The organism is Streptomyces sp. NRRL F-5727, from assembly GCF_000719555.1.
Taxonomy (GTDB): Bacteria; Actinomycetota; Actinomycetes; order Streptomycetales; family Streptomycetaceae; genus Streptomyces.
Genome location: NZ_JOGX01000007.1, coordinates 179890 through 201323 on the forward strand (window position 1 = coordinate 179890; position 21434 = coordinate 201323).

18 protein-coding genes are annotated in these 21434 nt (G+C 73.5%); 4 read left to right on the top strand and 14 right to left on the bottom strand.

Annotated elements, in window-relative coordinates; all coding sequences use genetic code 11:
• Position 1: 1 nt before the first annotated feature.
• Both dnaJ and hrcA read right to left on the bottom strand, forming a co-directional pair.
• The gene (dnaJ, locus tag IF73_RS0108270) at positions 2 to 1138 is read right to left on the bottom strand and encodes a molecular chaperone DnaJ (RefSeq protein WP_031005076.1); all 1137 of its coding nucleotides are present in this window, start codon (positions 1136 to 1138) and stop codon (positions 2 to 4) included.
• Positions 1139 to 2158, bottom strand: a complete 1020-nt coding sequence (gene hrcA / locus IF73_RS0108275; protein ID WP_031005078.1) for a heat-inducible transcriptional repressor HrcA — start codon at positions 2156 to 2158, stop codon at positions 1139 to 1141. It lies immediately after the preceding gene.
• Between the two features lie 138 nt (positions 2159 to 2296).
• Between hrcA and IF73_RS0108280 the strand changes: the two genes are divergently transcribed.
• Complete coding sequence (locus IF73_RS0108280) at positions 2297 to 3034, top strand: MBL fold metallo-hydrolase (protein ID WP_031005080.1); 738 nt, start codon at positions 2297 to 2299, stop codon at positions 3032 to 3034.
• A gap of 43 nt (positions 3035 to 3077) precedes the next feature.
• On the top strand, positions 3078 to 3884 hold the full coding sequence (locus tag IF73_RS0108285; RefSeq protein WP_031005083.1) for a DUF3097 domain-containing protein: 807 nt from the start codon (positions 3078 to 3080) through the stop codon (positions 3882 to 3884).
• Between the two features lie 112 nt (positions 3885 to 3996).
• Here IF73_RS0108285 and hemW read toward each other — a convergent pair whose 3' ends face one another.
• From hemW to lepA, 3 genes are all read right to left on the bottom strand, one after another.
• Positions 3997 to 5238 (bottom strand): radical SAM family heme chaperone HemW, encoded by a 1242-nt coding sequence (gene hemW, locus IF73_RS0108290; RefSeq protein WP_031005085.1) that lies wholly within the window; start codon positions 5236 to 5238, stop codon positions 3997 to 3999.
• Between the two features lie 49 nt (positions 5239 to 5287).
• The gene (locus IF73_RS0108295; protein ID WP_031005087.1) at positions 5288 to 7165 is read right to left on the bottom strand and encodes an AMP-dependent synthetase/ligase; all 1878 of its coding nucleotides are present in this window, start codon (positions 7163 to 7165) and stop codon (positions 5288 to 5290) included.
• A gap of 180 nt (positions 7166 to 7345) precedes the next feature.
• On the bottom strand, positions 7346 to 9214 hold the full coding sequence (gene lepA / locus IF73_RS0108300; RefSeq protein WP_031005088.1) for a translation elongation factor 4: 1869 nt from the start codon (positions 9212 to 9214) through the stop codon (positions 7346 to 7348).
• 207 nt (positions 9215 to 9421) lie between these two features.
• On the opposite strand from lepA, the gene rpsT reads away from it, so the two are divergent.
• Positions 9422 to 9688 carry a 30S ribosomal protein S20 gene (gene rpsT, locus IF73_RS0108305; protein ID WP_030494120.1) on the top strand — a complete coding sequence of 89 codons (267 nt, stop codon included), beginning with the start codon at positions 9422 to 9424 and terminating at the stop codon, positions 9686 to 9688.
• A gap of 1080 nt (positions 9689 to 10768) precedes the next feature.
• On the opposite strand, the gene holA is transcribed toward rpsT, so the two are convergent.
• Positions 10769 to 11770 (bottom strand): DNA polymerase III subunit delta, encoded by a 1002-nt coding sequence (gene holA, locus IF73_RS0108310; RefSeq protein ID WP_031005090.1) that lies wholly within the window; start codon positions 11768 to 11770, stop codon positions 10769 to 10771.
• Between the two features lie 167 nt (positions 11771 to 11937).
• Between holA and IF73_RS0108315 the strand changes: the two genes are divergently transcribed.
• Complete coding sequence (locus IF73_RS0108315) at positions 11938 to 12180, top strand: hypothetical protein (protein ID WP_031005095.1); 243 nt, start codon at positions 11938 to 11940, stop codon at positions 12178 to 12180.
• A 9-nt stretch (positions 12181 to 12189) separates the two neighbouring features.
• On the opposite strand, the gene IF73_RS0108320 is transcribed toward IF73_RS0108315, so the two are convergent.
• From IF73_RS0108320 to IF73_RS0108355, 8 genes are all read right to left on the bottom strand, one after another.
• Positions 12190 to 13080 (bottom strand): YceI family protein, encoded by an 891-nt coding sequence (locus IF73_RS0108320; RefSeq protein ID WP_031005097.1) that lies wholly within the window; start codon positions 13078 to 13080, stop codon positions 12190 to 12192.
• 104 nt (positions 13081 to 13184) lie between these two features.
• On the bottom strand, positions 13185 to 14012 hold the full coding sequence (locus IF73_RS40320) for an arylamine N-acetyltransferase family protein (protein WP_031005099.1): 828 nt from the start codon (positions 14010 to 14012) through the stop codon (positions 13185 to 13187).
• A 27-nt stretch (positions 14013 to 14039) separates the two neighbouring features.
• A complete protein-coding gene (locus IF73_RS40325) occupies positions 14040 to 15305 on the bottom strand; it encodes an MFS transporter (protein WP_037878573.1) in 1266 nt (421 codons plus the stop codon).
• A complete protein-coding gene (locus IF73_RS0108335) occupies positions 15302 to 15928 on the bottom strand; it encodes a winged helix-turn-helix domain-containing protein (RefSeq protein WP_031005102.1) in 627 nt (208 codons plus the stop codon). Before IF73_RS0108335 ends, IF73_RS40325 begins: the two co-directional genes overlap by 4 nt.
• A gap of 62 nt (positions 15929 to 15990) precedes the next feature.
• A complete protein-coding gene (locus IF73_RS0108340) occupies positions 15991 to 18468 on the bottom strand; it encodes a ComEC/Rec2 family competence protein (protein ID WP_031005104.1) in 2478 nt (825 codons plus the stop codon).
• Complete coding sequence (locus IF73_RS0108345; protein ID WP_420706544.1) at positions 18465 to 19211, bottom strand: helix-hairpin-helix domain-containing protein; 747 nt, start codon at positions 19209 to 19211, stop codon at positions 18465 to 18467. Before IF73_RS0108345 ends, IF73_RS0108340 begins: the two co-directional genes overlap by 4 nt.
• Positions 19212 to 19579: 368 nt before the next feature.
• Positions 19580 to 20425, bottom strand: coding sequence for a DegV family protein (locus tag IF73_RS0108350; protein ID WP_031005108.1), 846 nt, complete (start codon positions 20423 to 20425; stop codon positions 19580 to 19582).
• Positions 20426 to 20525: 100 nt separating this feature from the next.
• Positions 20526 to 21326 (bottom strand): hypothetical protein, encoded by an 801-nt coding sequence (locus IF73_RS0108355; protein ID WP_031005110.1) that lies wholly within the window; start codon positions 21324 to 21326, stop codon positions 20526 to 20528.
• Positions 21327 to 21434 lie beyond the last annotated feature (108 nt).

Here is a 21434-nt window from a genome sequence, read left to right on the forward strand (position 1 = left end):
CTCAGCGCCCGTTGAACGCGTCCTTCAGCCGCGAGAACAGCCCCTGCTGCCCCGGCTGGAACTGGCCCGTGGGCCGTTCCTCGCCGCGCAGCTTGGCCAGTTCGCGCAGGAGGCGCTCCTGCTCGGCGTCGAGCTTGCCCGGGGTCTGGACCTCGACGTGGACGATCAGGTCGCCGCGCCCGTTGCCCCGCAGGTGCGTGACGCCGCGGCCGTGCAGCGGGACCGACTGGCCGGACTGGGTGCCCGGGCGGATGTCGATCTCCTCCAGCCCGTCCAGCGTCTGGAGCTGCACCTTCGTGCCGAGCGCCGCCGCCGTCATCGGGAGGGTGACCGTGCAGTGCAGGTCGTCGCCGCGCCGCTGGAAGACCTCGTGCGGGGTCTCCTGGATCTCGACGTACAGGTCGCCGGCGGGGCCGCCGCCGGGGCCGACCTCGCCCTCGCCCGCGAGCTGGATCCGGGTGCCGTTGTCGACACCGGCGGGGATCTTCACCGTCAGCGTGCGCCGCGACCGGACCCGGCCGTCGCCCGCGCACTCGGGGCACGGGGTCGGGACGACGGTGCCGAAGCCCTGGCACTGGGGGCAGGGCCGGGAGGTCATGACCTGGCCGAGGAACGACCGGGTGACCTGCGAGACCTCGCCGCGGCCGCGGCACATGTCACAGGTCTGCGCGGAGGTGCCGGGGGCGGCACCCTCACCCGAACAGGTGGTGCAGACGACGGCCGTGTCGACCTGGATGTCCTTGGTCGTGCCGAAGGCCGCCTCGTTGAGGTCGATCTCCAGACGGATCATGGCGTCCTGGCCGCGGCGGGTCCGCGAGCGCGGTCCGCGCTGCGAGGCCGTGCCGAAGAAGGCGTCCATGATGTCGGAGAAGTTGCCGAAGCCACCGGCCCCGAAGCCGCCCGCGCCGCCCCCGCCGGAGTTGGACAGGGGGTCGCCGCCGAGGTCGTAGACCTGCTTCTTCTGCGGGTCCGACAGGACCTCGTAGGCGGCGTTGATCTCCTTGAACCGCTCCTGCGTCTTCGGGTCCGGATTGACGTCCGGGTGAAGCTCGCGGGCCAGGCGGCGGAAAGCCTTCTTGATCTCGTCCTGGGACGCGTCGCGGCGCACGCCGAGTGTGGCGTAGTAGTCCGTGGCCACTTACGACTCCGCCAGGATCTGTCCGACGTAACGTGCCACTGCGCGTACCGCTCCCATCGTTCCGGGGTAGTCCATGCGGGTCGGTCCGACCACGCCGAGTTTGGCGACTGCCTCGCCGCCCGAACCGTAGCCGACCGAGACGACGGACGTGGAGTTCAGCCCTTCGTAGGCGTTCTCGTGCCCGATGCGTACGGTCATGCCCGATTCCTTGACCTCGCCGAGCAGCTTGAGGAGCACGACCTGCTCCTCAAGGGCCTCCAGGACGGGCCTGATCGTCAGCGGGAAGTCGTGTCCGAAGCGGGTGAGATTGGCGGTGCCGCCGATCATCAGCCGCTCCTCGTGCTCCTCCACGAGCGTCTCCAGGAGGGTCGCGAGCACGGTCGAGACCGTGGCGCGCTCCTCGGGCTCCTCGAAGGACTCGGGGAGGTCCTGTACCAGCTGCGGCACGTCGGCGAAGCGACGGCCGCCGACCCGGCTGTTCAGCCGGGCCCGCAGATCGGCGAGGGAGGTCTCGCCGAAGGGCGCGGGACAGTCGATCACCCGCTGCTCGACCCGTCCGGTGTCCGTGATCAGGACGAGCATCAGCCGGGCCGGGGCCAGCGACAGCAGCTCGACGTGACGGATCGACGAACGGGTCAGCGACGGGTACTGGACGACGGCGACCTGCCGGGTCAGCTGCGCGAGCAGCCGCACCGTACGGCCCACGACGTCGTCGAGGTCCACTGCGCCGTCGAGGAAGTTGTGGATGGCGCGCCGCTCGGGGGTCGAGAGCGGCTTGACGCCGGCCAGCCGGTCCACGAAGAGACGGTAGCCCTTGTCGGTGGGGATCCGGCCGGCGCTGGTGTGGGGCTGGGCGATGTACCCCTCCTCCTCCAGCACCGCCATGTCGTTGCGCACGGTGGCGGGAGAGACCCCGAGCTTGTGGCGCTCCGTGAGCGCCTTGGAACCGACCGGTTCCTCGGTGCCGACGTAGTCCTGGACGATGGCGCGCAGCACCTCGAGTCTGCGTTCGCTCAGCACGCGCACACCTCCCGTTCCAGCCGTTCCGGTTGCTCCGCTTTTGGCACTCGCCCTGTCCGAGTGCCAGGAAACCCCCGGCCAGTGTACGGCCGGGCCCGTCGCTCCTGGCAAGGAGGCGGACCCGCTAGCGTCGGCGGCATGGACATCGACGAAGCGGTCTGGGCGGCTCAGGGGTGGGAACGGCTCGCGGACGGGGTGGGCCGGCGGCGGCTCCCCGGCTGGGACGCGACGACCGGACTGGTCGTGGGAGAACGGGCCGTGCTGCTGTACGACACCGGCTCCACGCTCGCCGAGGGCGCCGGGATCCGGGCCCAGGCGGAGGCGATCACCGGCGGCCGGCGCGTGACGCACATCGCACTCGGCCACCCCCACTTCGACCACGTCCTGGGCACGGCCGCCTTCGCCGGCGCGGAGGTCTTCGGCGCGGTCGGCACGGACGAGCTCCTCGGCTCCGCGCACGCCCGCGAGGAGCTGTACACGGACGCGGTACGGCAGGGCGTCGACGAGCGGGCCGCGGCGGAGGCGACGGAGGTGCTGGTGGCCCCGCGCCACACCGTCACCGGCGAGTGGACCCTCGACCTGGGCGGCCGCCAGGTCCTCCTGGCCAATCTGGGCCCCGCCCACTCCGGCCACGACCTGGTCGTCTGCGTACCGGGCGAGCGGGAGGTCGTCTTCTGCGGCGACCTGGTCGAGGAGTCCGGCGAGCCGCAGGCCGGCCCGGACGCGATCGGCCACCGCTGGCCCGACGCCCTCGACCGCCTCCTCGCCCTCGGCGGCGAGGACGCCCTGTACGTCCCCGGCCACGGCGCGACGGTCGACGCGGCCTTCGTCCGACGCCAGCGCGATGAACTGGCACGCCGCTTCGGGGTGTCGTAGCGTCCGCGGAGAACCCGCCCGCGCCCCCGGAGGACTGGAACCCGTGCGCAGCTACGACGCCGACCTCACCCCGCCGTGGAAGCGGGCGGCGCCCGTCCCCGAGGTCCCGGCCGACCCGGACCTGGTGGTCGAGGAGGTCTCCACGGGCTTCTGCGGGGCGGTGATCCGCTGCGAGGCGGGGACGGTGACGCTGGAGGACCGCTTCGGCAAGCACCGCGTCTTCCCGCTCGACCCGCGCGGCTTCCTCCTGGACGGCCGCGTGGTGACCCTGGTGCGCCCCACCGCCCCCGCCGCGTCCCGCCCGGCCCGTACGGCCTCCGGCTCGATCGCCGTCCCCGGCGCCCGGGCCCGGGTCGCCCGCGCGAGCCGCATCTACGTCGAGGGCCGCCACGACGCGGAGCTGGTGGAACGCGTCTGGGGCGACGACCTGCGCATCGAGGGCGTGGTCGTCGAGTACCTGGAGGGCGTCGACCACCTCCCGGAGATCGTCGCCGACTTCGCCCCGGGCCCCGACGCCCGCCTCGGCGTCCTCGTCGACCACCTGGTCCCGGGCTCCAAGGAGTCCCGCATCGCCGCCCAGGTCGCCTCGGACCACGTCCTGGTCGTCGGCCACCCCTACATCGACATCTGGCAGGCGGTGAAGCCGTCCGTCCTCGGCATCCGCGCCTGGCCGGAGATCCCCCGCGGCCAGGACTGGAAGACGGGCACCTGCCAGGCCCTCGGCTGGCCCGCCGACAACACGGGCGCGATCTGGCAGGCCATCCTGAAGCGGGTCACGTCCTACAAGGACCTGGAACCCGAGCTCCTGGGCAAGGTGGAGCACCTGATCGACTTCGTGACGGTGGGCTAGCCGGCCCCGTGCGGGCGGCTGTCCCGCAGGGCGGGACGGGTGGGCGCACCGGACGGCGCCCCCGGCGGCGCCCAGGCGTCCGCGCCCGGGCCCGCACCACCAGGACGGCGCCCTAGTCCACCAGGTCCCGCACCACCGCGTCCGCCAGCAACCGCCCCCGCAGCGTCAGCACGGCCCGCCCGGCACCGTACGGCTCGGCATCGAGCAGCCCGTCCGCGAGCGCCCGCTCGGCCGCGGCCCGCCCCGCCGGCTTCAGCAGCCCCAGCTCGACGCCCTCCCGAAGCCGCAGCTCCAGCAGGATCCGCTCGACCCGCCGGTCCTCGTCCGACAGGAGCTCCCGTCCGGCGCCCGGCGACCGCCCCTCCCCCAGGGCCGCCGCGTACGCGCCCGGGTGCTTGACGTTCCACCACCGCACCCCGCCCACGTGCGAGTGGGCGCCGGGACCCGCGCCCCACCAGTCCGCGCCGCGCCAGTACAGCTCGTTGTGGAGGCAGCGCCCGGCGTCGGAGGTGGCCCAGTTGGACACCTCGTACCAGGAGAACCCGGCCTCCTCGAAGGCCGCGTCGGCGATCAGGTACCGGTCCGCGTGCACGTCGTCGTCGGTCATCGGGACCTCGCCGCGCCGGATCCGCCGCGCCAGCTGCGTACCCTCCTCGACGATCAGGGCGTACGCGCTGACGTGGTCGGGCCCGGCCCCGATGGCCGCGTCGAGCGACGCCCGCCAGTCGTCGTCGCTCTCCCCGGGCGTCCCGTAGATGAGGTCGAGGTTGACGTGCTCGAACCCGGCGGCCCGCGCCTCCGCGACGCACGCCTCGGGCCGCCCCGGCGTGTGGTTCCGGTCGAGCACCTTCAGCACGTGCGGCCGGGCGCTCTGCATCCCGAAGGAGATCCGGTTGAAGCCGCCGGCCCGCAGCTCCGCCAGGTAGGCGGGGTCCACGGACTCCGGATTCGCCTCGGTCGTCACCTCGGCGTCGTCGGCGAGCCCGAACTCGTCCCGGATCGCCGCCAGCATCCGGACGAGGTCGCCGGCGGCCAGCATCGTCGGCGTGCCGCCGCCGACGAAGACGGTCCGCACCGGCCGCGGGTCGTCGCCGAGCACCTTCCGGGCGAGCCGGATCTCCTCGGCGACCTGCCCCGCGTAGTTGTCCCGCGAGGCGAGCACGCCGCCGGCACCGCGCAGCTCGCTCGCGGTGTACGTGTTGAAGTCGCAGTACCCGCACCGCGTGGCGCAGTACGGCACGTGCAGATAGAACCCGAGCGGCCGCTCCCCGGCCCCTTCCAGGGCGCGCGCGGGCAGCGCCCCGTCCTCGGGCATGGGCTCACCATCGGGCAGTACGGAAGGCATGGGGTCCATTGTCCCGCACCCCGCTCCCGTACCGCCCGCGGCGGGCGTCAGGCCGGGATCAGGACTCCCGCGACCCCTCGTACATGCCGTCGATGAGCTCCTTGTAGGTGCGCTCGACGACCGGGCGCTTCAGCTTGAGCGAGGGGGTGAGCTCGCCGTGCTCGATGTCGAGGTCGCGCGGGAGCAGCCGGAACTTCTTGATCGTCTGCCAGCGCTGGAGGCCCTCGTTGAGCCGGTCCACGTACCCCTGGATGAGCCGCTCGGTCTGCGGGGCGGCGACGACCTCGGCGTACGACCTGCCGGCGAGGTCGTGGTCGGCGGCCCAGCCGAGGATGGCGGGCTCGTCGAGGGCGATGAGCGCGGTGCAGAAGTTCCGGTCGGCGCCGTGGACGAGGATGTTGGAGACGAACGGGCAGACGGCCTTGAACTGGCCCTCGACCTCGGCGGGGGCGATGTACTTGCCGCCGGAGGTCTTGATCAGGTCCTTCTTGCGGTCGGTGATCTTGAGGTAGCCGTCCGGGGAGAGCTCGCCGATGTCGCCGGTGTGGAACCAGCCGTCGGCCTCCAGGACCTCGGCGGTCTTCTCGGGCAGGCCGTGGTAGCCCTCCATGATGCCGGGGCCGCGGAGCAGGATCTCGCCGTCGTCGGCGATGCGGACCTCGGTGCCGGGGAGCGGCTTGCCGACGGTGCCGGTGCGGTACGCCTCGCCCGGGTTGACGAAGGAGGCGGCGGAGGACTCGGTGAGGCCGTACCCCTCCAGGATGTGGATGCCGGCGCCGGAGAAGAAGTAGCCGATCTCGGGGGCGAGGGCGGCGGAGCCGGAGACGCAGGCGCGCAGCCGGCCGCCGAACGCCTCGCGGATCTTGGCGTAGACGAGGGTGTCGGCGACCTTGTGCTTGGCGGTGAGGCCGAAGGGCGCGGAGGCGGTGCCGGTGCGGCGGAAGTTGTCCTGGGTGACCTTGGCGTACTCGCGGGCGACGCCGGCGGCCCACTGGAAGATCTTGTACTTGGCGCCGCCGCCGGCCCGGGCCTTGGCGGCGACCCCGTTGTAGACCTTCTCGAAGATGCGGGGGACCGCCGCCATGTAGGTCGGCTGGACCACCGGCAGGTTCTCGATGATCTTGTCGACGCGGCCGTCGACGGCGGTGACGTGGCCGACCTCGATCTGGCCGGAGGTGAGGACCTTGCCGAAGACGTGGGCGAGCGGCAGCCAGAGGTACTGCACGTCGTCGCCGGTGACGAGGCCGGTGGCGGCGATGGCCTTGGCCATGTACGACCAGTTGTCGTGCGGCAGACGGACGCCCTTGGGGCGGCCGGTGGTGCCCGAGGTGTAGATCAGGGTGGCGAGCTGGTCGGCGGTGATCGCGGAGACCCGCTCCTTGACCGCCTCGGGGTGCTTCTCCAGGTACGCGGCTCCGCGCGCCTCCAGCTCGGCGAGGGTGAGCACCCACTCCTCGGAGGTGTCGGCGCCCTCGGGGTCGACGACCACGACGTGGTGGAGTCCGGGCAGGTCGGCCCGGCGCTCGACCGCCTTGGCCAGCTGGGCGGCGTCCTCGGCGATGAGCACCTTCGACTCGGAGTCCGAGAGGATGAAGGCGGACTCCTCCGCGTTGGTCTGCGGGTAGACCGTGGTGGTCGCTGCGCCCGCGCACATGACGCCGAGGTCGGCGAGGATCCACTCGACCCGGGTGGAGGAGGCGAGGGCGACCCGCTCCTCGGGCCGGACCCCGAGGTCGATCAGGCCGGCGGCGATGGCGTAGACGCGCTGTGCGGCCTGACCCCAGCTGAGCGACTTCCAGTCGTCCGGTCCGGTGCCGGAGGCGGCGGGGACCGGATGGCGGTACGCCTCCGCGTCGGGGGTGCGCTCGACCCGTTCGAGGAAGAGCGCCGCGACGGAGGGCGGCCGGTTGTCGATCTGGGTCTGGTTGTCGCTCACGTCGTCCTCCGGGCGGCGGCGGTGCCTGTTGGGGTGCAACTGCGGATGCGTAACTAACTCACGAGTAACCTTCGGGGGGCTTCAGATTAGAGGGCCGACGTCCGGCGCGTAAGAGCCTGTGGATAACGAACGGGTCCGCGCGCCGGTGGCACGCGGACCCGTTCCTGTCGGCCGAGCTGACTACTTCTTGCCCTTGCCGGCGGATTCGTCGCTCGACAGGACGGCGATGAACGCCTCCTGCGGGACCTCCACCGAGCCGACCATCTTCATCCGCTTCTTGCCTTCCTTCTGCTTCTCCAGCAGCTTCCGCTTACGGGAGATGTCACCGCCGTAGCACTTGGCGAGGACGTCCTTGCGGATGGCGCGGATGGTCTCGCGGGCGATGACCCGGGAGCCGATGGCGGCCTGGATCGGCACCTCGAACGCCTGCCGCGGGATGAGCTCGCGCAGCTTGGCGACGAGCCGCACGCCGTACGCGTAGGCGGCGTCCTTGTGGGTGATCGCCGAGAAGGCGTCCACCTTGTCGCCGTGCAGCAGGATGTCGACCTTGACCAGGCTGGAGGACTGCTCGCCGGTGGGCTCGTAGTCGAGCGAGGCGTAGCCGCGGGTCTTGGACTTCAGCTGGTCGAAGAAGTCGAAGACGATCTCGGCCAGCGGGAGGGTGTAGCGGATCTCGACCCGGTCCTCGGAGAGGTAGTCCATGCCGAGGAGGGTGCCGCGCCGGTTCTGGCACAGCTCCATGATCGAGCCGATGAACTCGGTGGGCGCGAGGATCGTGGCGCGCACGACCGGCTCGTACACCTCGTCGATCTTGCCCTCGGGGAACTCGCTCGGGTTGGTGACCGTGTGCTCGCTGCCGTCCTCCATGACCACGCGGTAGACCACGTTGGGGGCGGTGGCGATCAGGTCGAGCCCGAACTCGCGCTCCAGCCGCTCGCGGATCACGTCCAGGTGGAGCAGGCCGAGGAAGCCGACGCGGAAGCCGAAGCCGAGGGCCGCGGAGGTCTCCGGCTCGTAGACCAGCGCGGCGTCGTTGAGCTGCAGCTTGTCGAGCGCGTCACGCAGCTCGGGGTAGTCCGAGCCGTCCAGCGGGTACAGACCGGAGAAGACCATCGGCTTCGGGTCCTTGTAGCCGCCCAGCGCCTCCTGGGCACCCTTGGCCTGCGAGGTGATCGTGTCACCGACCTTGGACTGGCGGACGTCCTTCACACCGGTGATGAGGTAGCCCACCTCGCCGACGCCGAGGCCGTCGGCCGGCAGCATCTCGGGCGAGTTGGTGCCGATCTCCAGGAGCTCGTGGGTGGCGCCGGTCGACATCATCCGGATGCGCTCGCGCTTGTTGAGCTGGCCGTCGACGACACGGACGTACGTCACGACGCCCCGGTACGAGTCGTACACGGAGTCGAAGATCATCGCGCGGGCGGGGGCGTCGGCGACGCCCACCGGGGCCGGGATGTCCCGGACGACGCGGTCGAGCAGCGCCTCGACGCCCATGCCGGTCTTCGCGGAGACCTTGAGGACGTCCTCCGGCTGGCAGCCGATGAGGTTGGCCAGCTCCTCGGCGAACTTCTCCGGCTGGGCGGCCGGCAGGTCGATCTTGTTGAGGACCGGGACGATCGTGAGGTCGTTCTCCATCGCCAGGTAGAGGTTGGCGAGGGTCTGCGCCTCGATGCCCTGGGCCGCGTCGACCAGCAGGATCGTGCCCTCGCAGGCGGCCAGCGACCGCGACACCTCGTAGGTGAAGTCGACGTGCCCGGGGGTGTCGATCATGTTGAGGATGTGCGTACGCCCCTGCTCCGGCCCCTCGGTGGGGGCCCAGGGCAGCCGGACCGCCTGGGACTTGATCGTGATGCCGCGCTCACGCTCGATGTCCATCCGGTCGAGGTACTGGGCGCGCATCTGCCGCTGGTCGACCACACCGGTCAGCTGGAGCATCCGGTCGGCGAGCGTGGACTTGCCGTGGTCGATGTGCGCGATGATGCAGAAGTTGCGGATCAGAGCCGGGTCGGTACGGCTCGGCTCGGGCACGTTGGTAGGAGTCGCGGGCACGCAGGGTTCTCGTCTCGGGCGGTGTTCGGAACGGATACGTAGCCCCCATCGTCCCATGCCCGCCGCCGGGCGTCCGGTTTGGGCGGCCCAGGTCCCCGTTTGGGCGGGCGCGAGGGCGCCTGATACCGTGGACAGCTGTGTCTCGTGTGCCCTCTCAGCTGCGCGGCACATACCTGAAGAAACATCGAACCTGTAAAGGCTCTCTCAGTGGCGAACATCAAGTCCCAGATCAAGCGGAACAAGACCAACGAGAAGGCGCGCCTGCGCAACAAGGCCGTCAAGTCGTCGCTCAAGACCGCGATCCGCAAGGCCCGTGAGGCTGTCGCCGCCGGCGACCTCGAGAAGGCCACCGTGGCCGCCCGTGCCGCCTCGCGTCAGCTCGACAAGGCCGTCTCGAAGGGTGTCATCCACAAGAACGCCGCCGCCAACAAGAAGTCGGCGCTGGCGATCAAGGTTGCCTCCCTCCAGGGCTGAGTCCGGATCTTCTGATCTCAGGCTGTACCCGGCCGTACGGGACCCAGCGGACCCTCTCTACCGCTCCCGCCCGGCCCCCCGGCCCGTACGCGAGACGCGTTCGCCACGCGTGTACGGGACCACCAAGCAGTACGACGAAGGCCCCGGCCCCCTCCTTCCCCAGGAGCGAACCGGGGCCTTCGCCTTGCCCGGGGGCCCGGCGGACCGGGGCGCGGGCCCTGGGGGGGCCTGGCCCCCCGGGGGGGTCGGGCACAGGCCCGGGGGTACGCGGGGCGCAGCCCCAAGGGCCTCCGGCCCGGGAGGGGGTCCGGGGCCGGGACAGGATCCTGGGGCCGGGAGGGGGGTCCGGCGCCCGGGAGGGGGCCCGGGACGGGACCCGGCGCCCGGGACGGGACCCGGCGCCCGGGACGGGACCCGAGGCCCGGGACGGGACCCGGCGCCCGGGACGGGACCCGAGGCCCGGGACCGGACCCGGCGCCCGGGACGGGACCCGAGGCCCGGGACCGGACCCGAGGCCCGGGACCGGACCCGAGGCCCGGGACCGGGCCCGGCGCCCGGGACCGGGCCCGGCGCCCGGGACCGGGTCCGCGGCCCGGGACGGGACCCTGGGGCCGGGAGGGGGTCCGGGGTGCAGCCCCAGGGACAGTCCGACGCCGAGCCTGGAGGCCCGCGCCCGGGCGGGCCCGCTGCACGGCGCCGACCCCAGAGGCCGGGGCGCGGCCCAGAGTGCCCGGGGCGCAGCCCCAGACGGCTGGGGCACAGCCCCCACGATGGCTCGGGCTCAGCCTCATACGGCCCGGGCGCAGCCCCGCACGGGGCGCGGGGCCCGGCCCCGCAGAGGCCCGGGGTGTAGGTCCCGGTTGTCAGCCCCCGGCAGGGTTTCGGGAAGGGGTGGGGTGGGGGGCCTCAAGACGGCAACCGACCACCGGGCCGCACCGCCCCACCGGACCGACGCCGACCGCACCCGCAGGCAACCGCAGGCATCCGCCCGCGCATCGCCCCGCGCGCACCGCCCACCGCTCAGCACCCCGCACCGCCCACCGCTCAGCGCCCGGCTCAGCCCCCCGCAACGCCCCCCGCTCAGCGCCCCGCGCCCCCGCGCCCCGCCCTCGCCGCGCGGGCCACCGCGACGACCGCCTTCTCCAGGGCGTACTCGGGGTCGTCCCCGCCGCCCTTCACCCCCGCGTCCGCCTCCGCGACGGCCCGCAGGGCCATCGCGACGCCGTCCGGGGTCCAGCCCCGCATCTGCTGCCGCACCCGGTCGATCTTCCACGGCGGCATGCCGAGCTCGCGCGCGAGGTCCGCGGGCCGGCCGCCGCGCGCGGAGGAGAGCTTGCCGATGGCCCGTACGCCCTGCGCGAGCGCGCTGGTGATCAGCACGGGTGCCACCCCGGTCGACAGCGACCAGCGCAGCGCCTCCAGCGCCTCCGCCGCCCGCCCCTCCACGGCCCGGTCGGCCACGTTGAAGGACGACGCCTCGGCCCGCCCGGTGTAGTACCGCCCGACGACCGCCTCGTCGATCGTCCCGTCGACGTCCGCCACCAGCTGCGTGACCGCCGAGGCCAGCTCCCGCAGGTCGCTGCCGATGGCGTCGACCAGCGCCTGGCACGCCTCGGGCGTGGCGGACCGTCCGAGCGCCCGGAACTCCTGCCGGACGAAGGTCAGCCGCTCCGCGGGCTTCGTGGTCTTGGGACAGGCCACCTCCCGCGCCCCCGCCTTGCGGGCCGCGTCGAGCAGCCCCTTGCCCTTGGCGCCGCCGGCGTGGAGGAGGATGAGCGTGATGTCCTCGACGGGCGCGTCGAGGTACCCCTTGACGTCCTTGACGCTCTCCGCCGAGAGGTCCTGCGCGTTGCGCACGATCAGCACCTTGCGCTCGGCGAAGAGCGAGGGGCTGGTGAGCTCGGCGAGGGACCCGGGCTGGAGCTGGTCGGGGGTGAGGTCCCGTACGTCCGTGTCGGCGTCGGCGGCGCGCGCGGCCGCCACCACCTCCCGGACGGCACGGTCGAGGAGCAGGTCCTCCTGGCCCACGGCGAGCGTGACGGGGCCGAGGAGATCGTCGCTGGAAGTCTTTCTGGTGGCCATCGCGATCCAGCATCCCACGGCCCACCGACAGCGAACCCCGGCGAGGCGCCTGACCCCGGCGAGGCAACCGAACCCCGGCAAGGCACCGGACCCCGGCAAGGCCGCGCACCCCGGCAAGGCACCGGACCCCGGCGAGGCTCCGTCGGCGCCCGGGCGAGAATGGCCCGGTGAGTGAACGACACGTACTGGTGCTCCCCGACCGCGACGCCGCCGAGGAGGTGGCCGAGGAACTGGCCGACCGCTTCGGCGTGGCCGAGGAGCCGCAGCTGGTCCGGGACGCGCTGGCCGGCGAGGACGACGCCGAGGACGCCCAGTGGCTCGTGGTGGTCGAGGACCCGGACGGCCGGCTCGACCCGGCGGCGCTGGACGCCTTCGCCGCCGAGTACGAGGGCTGGCTGGAGGCCCCGTAACGGCCCCGCTCAGCCGGCCTTCGGCACGATCTGGACGTCCAGGTCGATGGAGATGCTGGAGCCGACGGCGGCGATGCCCCGCGCGAGCAGCGTCTGCCAGGTGAGGGTGAAGTCCTCGCGGTGGAGTTCGGTGGTGGCCCGGCAGGCGCACCGGGTCTCACCCTCCAGGCCGCTGCCGAGGCCGAGGTACTGGGTGTCCAGGGTGACGGTGCGGTTCACGCCGTGGAGGCTCAGCCCGCCGGTGACGTTCCAGCGGGTGCCGCCGCGGTGGGTGAAGCGCTCGCTGAAGAACTCGATGGTCGGGTGCACGCCGACGTCGAGGAAGTCCCCGGACCGCAGGTGGTCGTCGCGCATCTGGACGCCGGTGTCGATGGAGGCCGCGTCGATGACGACGTGCATCGCGGAGTGCTCCATGCGCTCGGCGATCCGGATCGCGCCGGCGAAGCTGTTGAACCGGCCGTGGATCCGCGCCAGTCCGATGTGCCGGGCGGTGAAGCCGATCTGGGAGTGGGCGGGGTCGATCTCCCAGTCGCCCGGCTCGGGCAGCGGCGGCTGCGGGGCGACCTGGAGCAGGACGTCCCCGAGGTCGGCGTGGGCGCCCTGGTCCACCACGGCGGTGACGTGGTGCGGGGTGTACCCGTCGGAGGTGACGGCGATCCGGTACTCGCCGGCCGGGACGGTGGCGAGGAGGGTGCCGTACGGGTCCGTCTCCCCGCCCAGCACCCGGCGGCCCGCGGTGTCGGTGAGCACGAACTCCGCCTGTCGCAGCGGCTCGTGCACGGGGTCGAGCACCCGGCAGCTCAGAACCCCGGCCGAGGCCGGCACGGTGACCCCGGCGAGGGCACCGCCCCGGCCGCCGGCCGCGCCGCTCCCGCGCTTCCCGAAGAGACCACCGAACATCCTCAACGCACCCCCGTGCGACTCGTTCACTATGCAACGAGTCGGCATTCGATCATCCCTGGGGTGTTCGAGGCAAACGCGCCCTTATTACCGACGAGTCCGAATTACGGATTCCGCTTCTCCGCCTCCCGCACCACCGGCAGCGCGTCCAGCACGATCCCGAACAGCTCCCGGTACGCCTCGCGCAGCTCCTCGTCCGTGCCGAGCTCCCGCTCGGTGCGCTCGCCCGCGACGGTCCGGTACAGCTTCCGGCCGCCGATGCTGACCCTGCCGTCCTCGGTGAGCAGGGAGCAGATCACCCCGCGGGTGAAGTGCGACTCCGGCGACGTCCGGTGGTACCAGGCACCGGCCTCGAAGTCCGCGAGCGCCCGCGGCCGCGGCTCCAGCCGGTACCGCGGCTTGCCGTCCCGCACCACGTCGAGGTCCCCGGCCGCCCCCGGGACCTCCTGGATCAGGAAGACCCCCGAGGGGTCGGCCTGCTCCCCGCGCTCGTCGAAGGCGAGCGGATGGTGGCTGTGGTCCCCGAACCCCACGTCGGCCAGCCACCGTCCCCCGTCCTCGGTCTCCACCAGCAGGGCCATGTGGTCGTACGGGATCCCCACCCGCCCGTCCGGGCCGAAGACCCGCGCCTGGAGCAGTTCGACCCGGTAGCCGAGCGCCCGCAGCAGCGCGGCGAACGCGGTGTTCAGCTCGTAACAGAACCCGCCCCGCCGGGCCACGGTCACCTTGTCGACCAGTGCCTTCTCGTCGAGGACGACGTCCTCCCCGAGGTGCAGGGACAGGTTCTCGAAGGGCACGGTCAGCAGGTGCCGCAGATGCAGCTCCCGCAGCGCCCCGGCGTCGGCCCGGTCCGGCCGCCCGGCGCCGATGCGCTCCAGATACTGCTCCACCACGGCCTCCGGCAGCACTGCCGGCTCTTCATGATCGGTCATGGGGGCAGTCTGCCCGCTCGACCGGTGTCACGGGGTGGCGGTGGCCTGTTCCCGTTCCCGGGTGGGCAGTTCGCGCATGCGCGGGAGGGGCGAGGGCAGCAGCCACAGGACCGCGAAGACCGCGCCCACGGTGGCGACCCACAAGGTGGGGCGGACGCCTATCGCGGTGCCCAGCACACCGCCGACGAGGGCGCCGACCGGACGGAAGCCGTGGTTGAGGGTGCGGAAGGCGCCCATGACCCGGGCCCGCATGGTCTCGGGTATGAGGGCCATCTGGAACGAGCCGGCGGCCACGTCGACGATCATCACGCCGGCGCAGGACAGGAACTCGGCGGCGAAGAGCACGCCCGCGACGAGCGGCAGCGGCCCGTCGGCGGCGGGTATGAGGACCAGCGGCAGGGTGAAACCGACGAACCCGGCGACGAGGGAGCCGCCGATGCCGATCCGGCGGACGACCGCGCCGCTGACCGCCGCGCCGATCAGACCGCCGACGGCCCCGGTGCCGAGGACCAGGCCGAGCAGTCCGGCGCCGAGCCCGAGGTCCTTGGTCACGTAGAGGACGAAGAGGGTGTGGAACATGTAGTTGAAGAACTGGACGGTGCCGGAGGCGGCGAAGAGCGCCCGCATCGACGGCTCCCGCACCACCCAGCGGATCCCCTCGCTGAAGTGCCCCTTGGTCACGGGCGCCGGGGCGGGTTCGACCGGACGGATCTTCGCGAGGTAGCCGGCCGACACCAGGTAGGTGACGGCGTCGGCGAGCAGCGCCAGCGGGGCGGTGAGCACCTGCACCAGGATGCCGCCGATGCTGGGGCCGGCGAGCCAGGCCATCGAACGGCTGCCGTTCACCAGCGAGTTGGCCTGCACGAAGCGATCGGTGGGGACGAGGGTCGCGAAGATCGTGGAGTTGCAGACCTCGAAGAGCACCGACAGCGAGCCCACTCCCAGGGCGACGACGTAGAGCTGACCGAGGGTCAGCACGTCCAGGGCGTACGCGACGGGCAGGGTGACCAGCAGGGCGGCCCGGCCCAGATCGGTGGCGATCATGATCCGGCGGCGGTTCGCCCGACGGTCGGCCCAGGCCCCGAAGGGCAGGTTGAGCAGGAGGGCCGGGAGGAGTTCGAGGGTCTTGAGCCAGCCCATCTGGGCCGCGTCGGCGCCGAGCACGAGCACGGCGGCGAGCGGCAGCGCCATGAGGGAGACCTGGTCGCCGACGAGCGAGACGGTCTGTCCCGTCCAGTAGCGGCGGAAGGTCCGCTCGCGCAGCAGCGCCGGAACCCGCGCGGTGAGACTCATCTCTGCCGTTCCTCCTTCTCGTCGATGTCCGGGTCCAGATAGGCGATCTTCAGGAAGCTGACGGGCTGCGCGCCCGGCGGGCGGAGCGACGGGTCGTCCTCGCGGTCCGCGTAGGCCCCGAGCAGCTCGTCGATCCGCTTTCCGAGGTCGGCGAGCTCCTCGGCGGTGAGGTAGACCAGGGCGTCCCCGAACAGCTCGGCCTCCCGCCACTCCTTCGACACGCCCGCCCGGTTCTCCAGCACCTGCGCGAACCGTCCGAAGTAGCGCTCGGCGACGGCCACGTTCAGCTCGTCGGCCGCCTGGGCGACCGACGGGTCGTCGCTGTAGCCGGGCCACTCGGTGTACCGGGCGGTGGCCCGCCAGGGCTTCTCCCGGCCGCGCCCGCCCGGCGCCTCCTCCACCAGCCCGTACTTGGCGAGTATCCGCAGGTGGTACGAGCAGCTGGCCACCGATTCGCCGGTCAGCGCGGCGGCCCGGGTGGCGGTGAACGGCCCGTGCCGGCGGAGCAGCCCGACCAGGGTCATCCGCAACGGGTGGGCGTAGGCCCGCAGGGCCATGGGGTCGGTCAGCTGGATGCTGCGGGGCTGCTCGTCCCCGGGGAGCGGTGTGCTGTTCTCCGGCATGATGTAAAGCTATCTATAGAAAGACTTCTTTACAAGCATTCCTTTACAAGCACGCTCCACCGTCACCACCCCCGCGCCACGGCCACCAGCTCCTCCCCCGCACCCGCCACCGCGATCGCCCCGTCCCGGTCGGTCCGCAGCACCCGCGCCCCACCCGCCCGCAGCGCCGACAGCGTCCTCGGATGCGGATGCCCGTACGGGTTCTGGCTCCCCGCGGACACCAGCGCCAGTCGCGGCCGCACCGCCGCCGTCAGCCCCGGATCCTGGTGCGCGGACCCGTGGTGCGCCACCTTCAGCACGTCCACCGCCCCCAGCTCCGGGTGCGCCCGCCACAGCGCCCGCTGCGCCGGCGGCTCCAGATCGCCGAGGAGCAGCAGACTCACCCCGCCCGGTCCCCGGACCAGCAGCGTGACGCTGGCGTCGTTCGGTCCGCCGTCCGGCGGCCCCGGCCCCGGAGGCGGCCACAGCACCCGCCACTCCAGCACCCCGGCCCGCCGCCGTTCCCCCGCCTCGGCCCGTACCACCGGCACCCCCGCGGCCCCGGCCACCCGCCGGACGAACTCCGCCTGCCCCGGCGGCTCGTCGAGCCCCGTCACCTGAACCGCACCCACGGCCCGCCCCTTCAACACCCCCGGAAGCCCGGCCACATGGTCGGCGTGGAAGTGGGTCAGCACCAGCAACGGAACGTGCCTCACCTCCAGTTCGCGAAGGCAGCGGTCCACCGCCGCCGGATCCGGACCCGCGTCCACCACCACCCCCGCACCCTCGCCCGCCGAGAGCACCAGGGCGTCCCCCTGACCCACCTGACACATCGCGAACAGCCAGCCCGGCGGCGGCCATCCGGTGACCCAGCGCACCAGCGGCACCGGCCGCACCACCACGAGCACCAGCGCCACGGCCACCCCGACCACCAGCCAGCGCCGGTACCGCACCCGCCGCACGCCGGCCACCACCGCTCCCGTGACGAGCGCCAGCGCCGCCCCGCCCCACCAGCCGCCGGGCCAGGCCAGCTCCGCGCCGGGCAGCTCCGCACCCGCCCGGGCCACCCCGGCGATCCACCCGGCCGGCCACCCCGCCACCCACGCCACCCCCGCCGCGCCCGCCGCCCACACCGGCGCCAGCGCGAGCGCCGCGAACCCGAACACCGTCGCGGGCGCCACCGCCAGCTCCGCGAAGAGGTTCGCCGGAATCGCCACCAGACTCATCCGGCCCGCGAAGACCACCACCACCGGCGCGGTCACCGCCTGCGCCGCGAGCGCGGCCGCCAGCGCCTCCGCGAGCCGGCCCGGCATCCCACGCCGCCGCAGCGCCTCGCTCCACCCCGGCGCCACCACCAGCAGCGCCCCGGTGGCCAGCACGGACAGCAGGAACCCGTAACTCCGTGCCAGCCACGGGTCGTACAGCACCAGCAACAGCACCACCGCGGCCAGCGCCGGAATCAGCGACCTCCTGCGCCCGGTGGCGACGGCCAGCAGCGCCACCAGCCCACACGCCGCCGCCCGCAGCACGCTCGGCTCCGGCCGGCACACCACCACGAACGCCAGCGTCAGCCCCGCGCCCGCCAGCGCCGTCCCGCGCAGCGAGAGCCCGATCCGGGGAGCGAGCCCGCCCCGCTCCACCCGCCGCGCCCGCCCCGGTCGCCCGACGAGCAGCAGCAACACGATCGACAGGTTGCTTCCTGATACAGCCAGCAAGTGCGTGAGGTCCGTCGCTTCGAAGGCGTCCCGCAACTTGGTGCCGATCCGGGAGGTGTCCCCGACGACCAGGCCCGGCAGCAGCGCCCGCGCGTCCGGGGCGAGCCCGTCCGTCGCCTCCCGCAGCCCGGCCCGGAGTTCACCCGCGGTCCGCTGGAGGGCGCTCGGCGGACCCACGACCCTCGGCGGCCCCGACCCGGCCTTCAGCACGGCCGCGTACGGATCCCCGGGCTCCCTGGGCGGCGCGAAACGGGCACCGACCCGCAGCCGCGTCGACGGCAGCAGCCCCAGCCAGGCGTCCCGCCCCTCCCCCGGCGGCACGATCAGCAGCACCGGCGCCCGCGTCCGCAGGGCCGTGCCGCCCGCCCGCTCCACCCGCACCACCTCGGCGTCCATCACCACCGACACCGGCACCATCGCCCGCCCGCTCACCCGGGGCCGGGTGAGCCGGGGATCCGAGGTGACCGTCACCTCGACCCAGGCCCTGCCGTACTCCTGCGCCAGCACGGGCACCGGACCGCGCCGCAGGTCCGCCGCGTGCAGCCCCGCCGACGCCGCCCCCGCGGCGGCGCACAGCAGCACCCCGCCCCAGGCCGTGGCCCGCAGCCGCCACCCCGGCGACCTCGCCCCCTCCCCGGCACCCCCATCCGGCGCGGGATCCCGCGCCCCGGTCAGCCGCCGCGCCACCGTCGGCGTCAGCAGCGCAGCCGCCCCGGCGAGACAGAGCCCCACCCCGGCGACGGTCCACCAGCCGGTCACGCCCAGCGCCACGGCGGCGGCCGCCCAGGCGGCCAGCGCGGGCGGAACCAGCCTCAGATCGGTGGTCTCCCGCTCGCCCCGGTTCATGGCCGCACCAGCGGCTGGAGGTCCGCGTAGCGCCGCTCTCCGATCCCGTCGACCTCGCGCAGCTCCTCGACCGAACGGAACCCGCCGTGCTCCGTCCGGTGGTCGACCAGGCGCCGGGCGAGCACCGGCCCCACCCCCGGCAGGCCGTCGAACTGCTCGACCGTCGCCGTGTTGAGGCTCAACGGCACACCGCCCCCGCTCGCCCCGGCCCCCGTACCAGTCCCTCCCCCGCCCGACCCCGCAGCGGCCGCCGCTGCCGGCACCCCGACGAGCACCTGCTCACCGTCGAAGAGCACCCGAGCCCGGTTCAGCCCCGTCAGATCCGCCCCCGCCCGCACCCCTCCCGCCGCCCGCAGCGCGTCCGCGACCCGCGACCCGGCCGGCAAGGTCAGCACCCCCGGCCTGCGTACCTTCCCTCCCACGTCCACGACGACCTCCGCCGAGGCGCCACCGCTCCCGACGGAGGCCGACGCCGAGACCGAGACCGACGGAGGCGAGGCCACCACCGGCGCGACCTGGACGACCTCCGGCGCACGGACCTGCTCCGGCCGTCCCGCCCAGAAGAACCCTCCCGCCGCGCAGGCGGCCACCCCCAGAACCACCGCCAGCGCCGCCAACGACCGCGGCTCAAGCCCGCACCGCGTCTGCACCCACAACGGCAGCCGCTCCCGCACCGCCTGCCGCCACCGCCGCTCCCCCACACCGGAGGCCGTCGGCTCCTCGACCACCGGCTCCTCAGCCACCACGGGATCGGGAACCGGCGGCGGAAACAGGGCGTCCCCCCGCTCCCGTACGACCCCCGTCCCGCCCCCACCCCGCCCCGGCGGCGCGAGCACCCGCCGCACCCGCGCCCGCCGACGGGCCCGCCCGGGCGGCGCACCCCGACGAGGCCCCGTGAGCCCGCCCGAGGAGCCCGAGGCACGAGACGAAGAAGAAACAGGAACAGCGGACGACGAAGACGATGAAAGCGAAGAAGGCGAAGAAGCCGTACGAAGATCCATAGCTGCGACGGTAGGGTCCGCCACCGCCCCGTGCCGTCGCCGCCCAACCCCCGTGGACAGCCTCGCGCTTGTGGACAAGTCGCTCACCCACAAGAGTGAGCGCCCCCGTCTCAGCGCGGCGAGACGACCACCGCGAGCAGCCCCGGACCCGTGTGCGCGCCGATGACCGCGCCGACCTCGCTGACGTGCAGGTCGGCGAGGCCCGGCACCCGCTCCCGGAGGCGTTCGGCCAGCGCGTCGGCCCGCTCCGGCGCGGAGAGGTGGTGTACGGCGATGTCGACCGGCCCGGAGCCGGCCTGCTCGACGGCCAGCTCCTCCAGCCGTCCGATCGCCTTGGAGGCGGTCCGCACCTTCTCCCGCAGTTCGATGCGGCCGCCGTCGAGTTCGAGGAGCGGCTTCACCGCGAGCGCGGAGCCCAGCAGTGCCTGCGCGGTCCCGATCCGCCCGCCCCGGCGCAGGTAGTCCAGCGTGTCGACGTAGAAGTAGGCGGAGGTGCCCCCGGCGCGCTTCTCGGCCGCCGCGACCGCCTCGTCGAGCGAGCCGCCGGCCTCCACGGTCTCCGCCGCGGCGAGGGCGCAGAAGCCGAGGGCCATGCCGATCATGCGGGTGTCCACGACCCGTACGGGAACGGGGGCGTCCTTCGCCGCGAGCACGGCGGCGTCGTAGGTGCCGGAGACCTCGGCGGAGAGGTGGAGGGAGACGATCCCGCGCGCGCCCGCCTCCGCGGCCTCGCGGTAGGTGGCGGCGAAGACCTCGGGGCTGGGCCGGGAGGTGGTGACGGACCGCCGCTTCTGCAGCGCCTCGGCGAGCGATCTGGCGGAGATCTCGGTGCCCTCCAGGAGGGCGCGGTCGCCGATGACGACGGTCAGCGGGACCGCGGTGATGGCGTGCCGCTCCATCGTCTGGGGTGGCAGGTAGGCCGTTGAATCGGTGACGATCGCGACATGCCGGGACATGAGCGGGAGGTTACCCGCCGCGACCGCCGCTCGGCAGCCCGGCCCCGCTCACAGCCGGTCCGACCATCCCACGGGAAACCCGTCCGGTGCCGGCGGAGGGTCAGCCGGCGGACTCGGGGCGGGCCGTCTTCTCCCACGGGTAAGCGGTCGTCCGGGGGTCGGGCGCGGTGATCGCCTGCGGCTCCTCCGCGGCCTGCGACTGCCCCCGCGAAGCCCGCTGCTGCCCGTCCGAAGCCGGCGACTGCTCCTGTGAGGTCTGCTGCCGCCGGGGCGAGGGCTGCTCTCCGTGCGGCCCGGGCGCCGTCTCGTACCAGGCCGTCTGCGCGGCCTCCGGCGCGGCCGTGCCCTGTTCGGCGGTGGTCCAGTGGCGCAGCGCGCCCGTCTCGACGTCGATCTGGGCGCTCAGCGTGTCCAGGTCGTCGTCGGCGAACCGCTGGGCGCGGTCGCGGGCGGCCCGGCGGAGCGCGTCGGCGGAGCTGGTGATCCGCTCGGTCCGCTCGGTGAGCGCGGGCAGCTGCCCGGCCACGTACGCCTTGTCGGGCTCCCGCTCCAGTCGCTTGAGGTCCTCGTCCAGCTCACGGCCGTGAGCGCTGAGCCGGCCGAAGAGGTCGAGCGACTCCCGCAGCGAGGCGTCCTCGACGGCCCCCGCCTGGAGCGCGTCCTGGGTGGCGCGCATCGAGGTGCGCAGCGAGAGCCGCAGCTTGGCCAGCTCGGCGGCGACCCCGACCTGGCCGAGGCTCTTGGCCCGCAGCGTGGTGTCCTCGACGGTGCGGCGGGCCTGGTCGAGGGTGCGGTCGACGCCGCGCTTGGCCGCCTTGACCACCTTCACCGTGGCGTAGACACCGAGCGCCACGAACGAAAGGAAGAGCAGCGCCAGGATCGTGACAATCGCGGCTTCCATGTGCGTCGCTCCTCGGGTGCGTCGGCGTCCCACGGGTGTGGTTCTTCCACGGTAAACGGAACGGGCAGGCCGGAGGTTCCATCGGAACCCCCAACCTGCCCGTAGGGG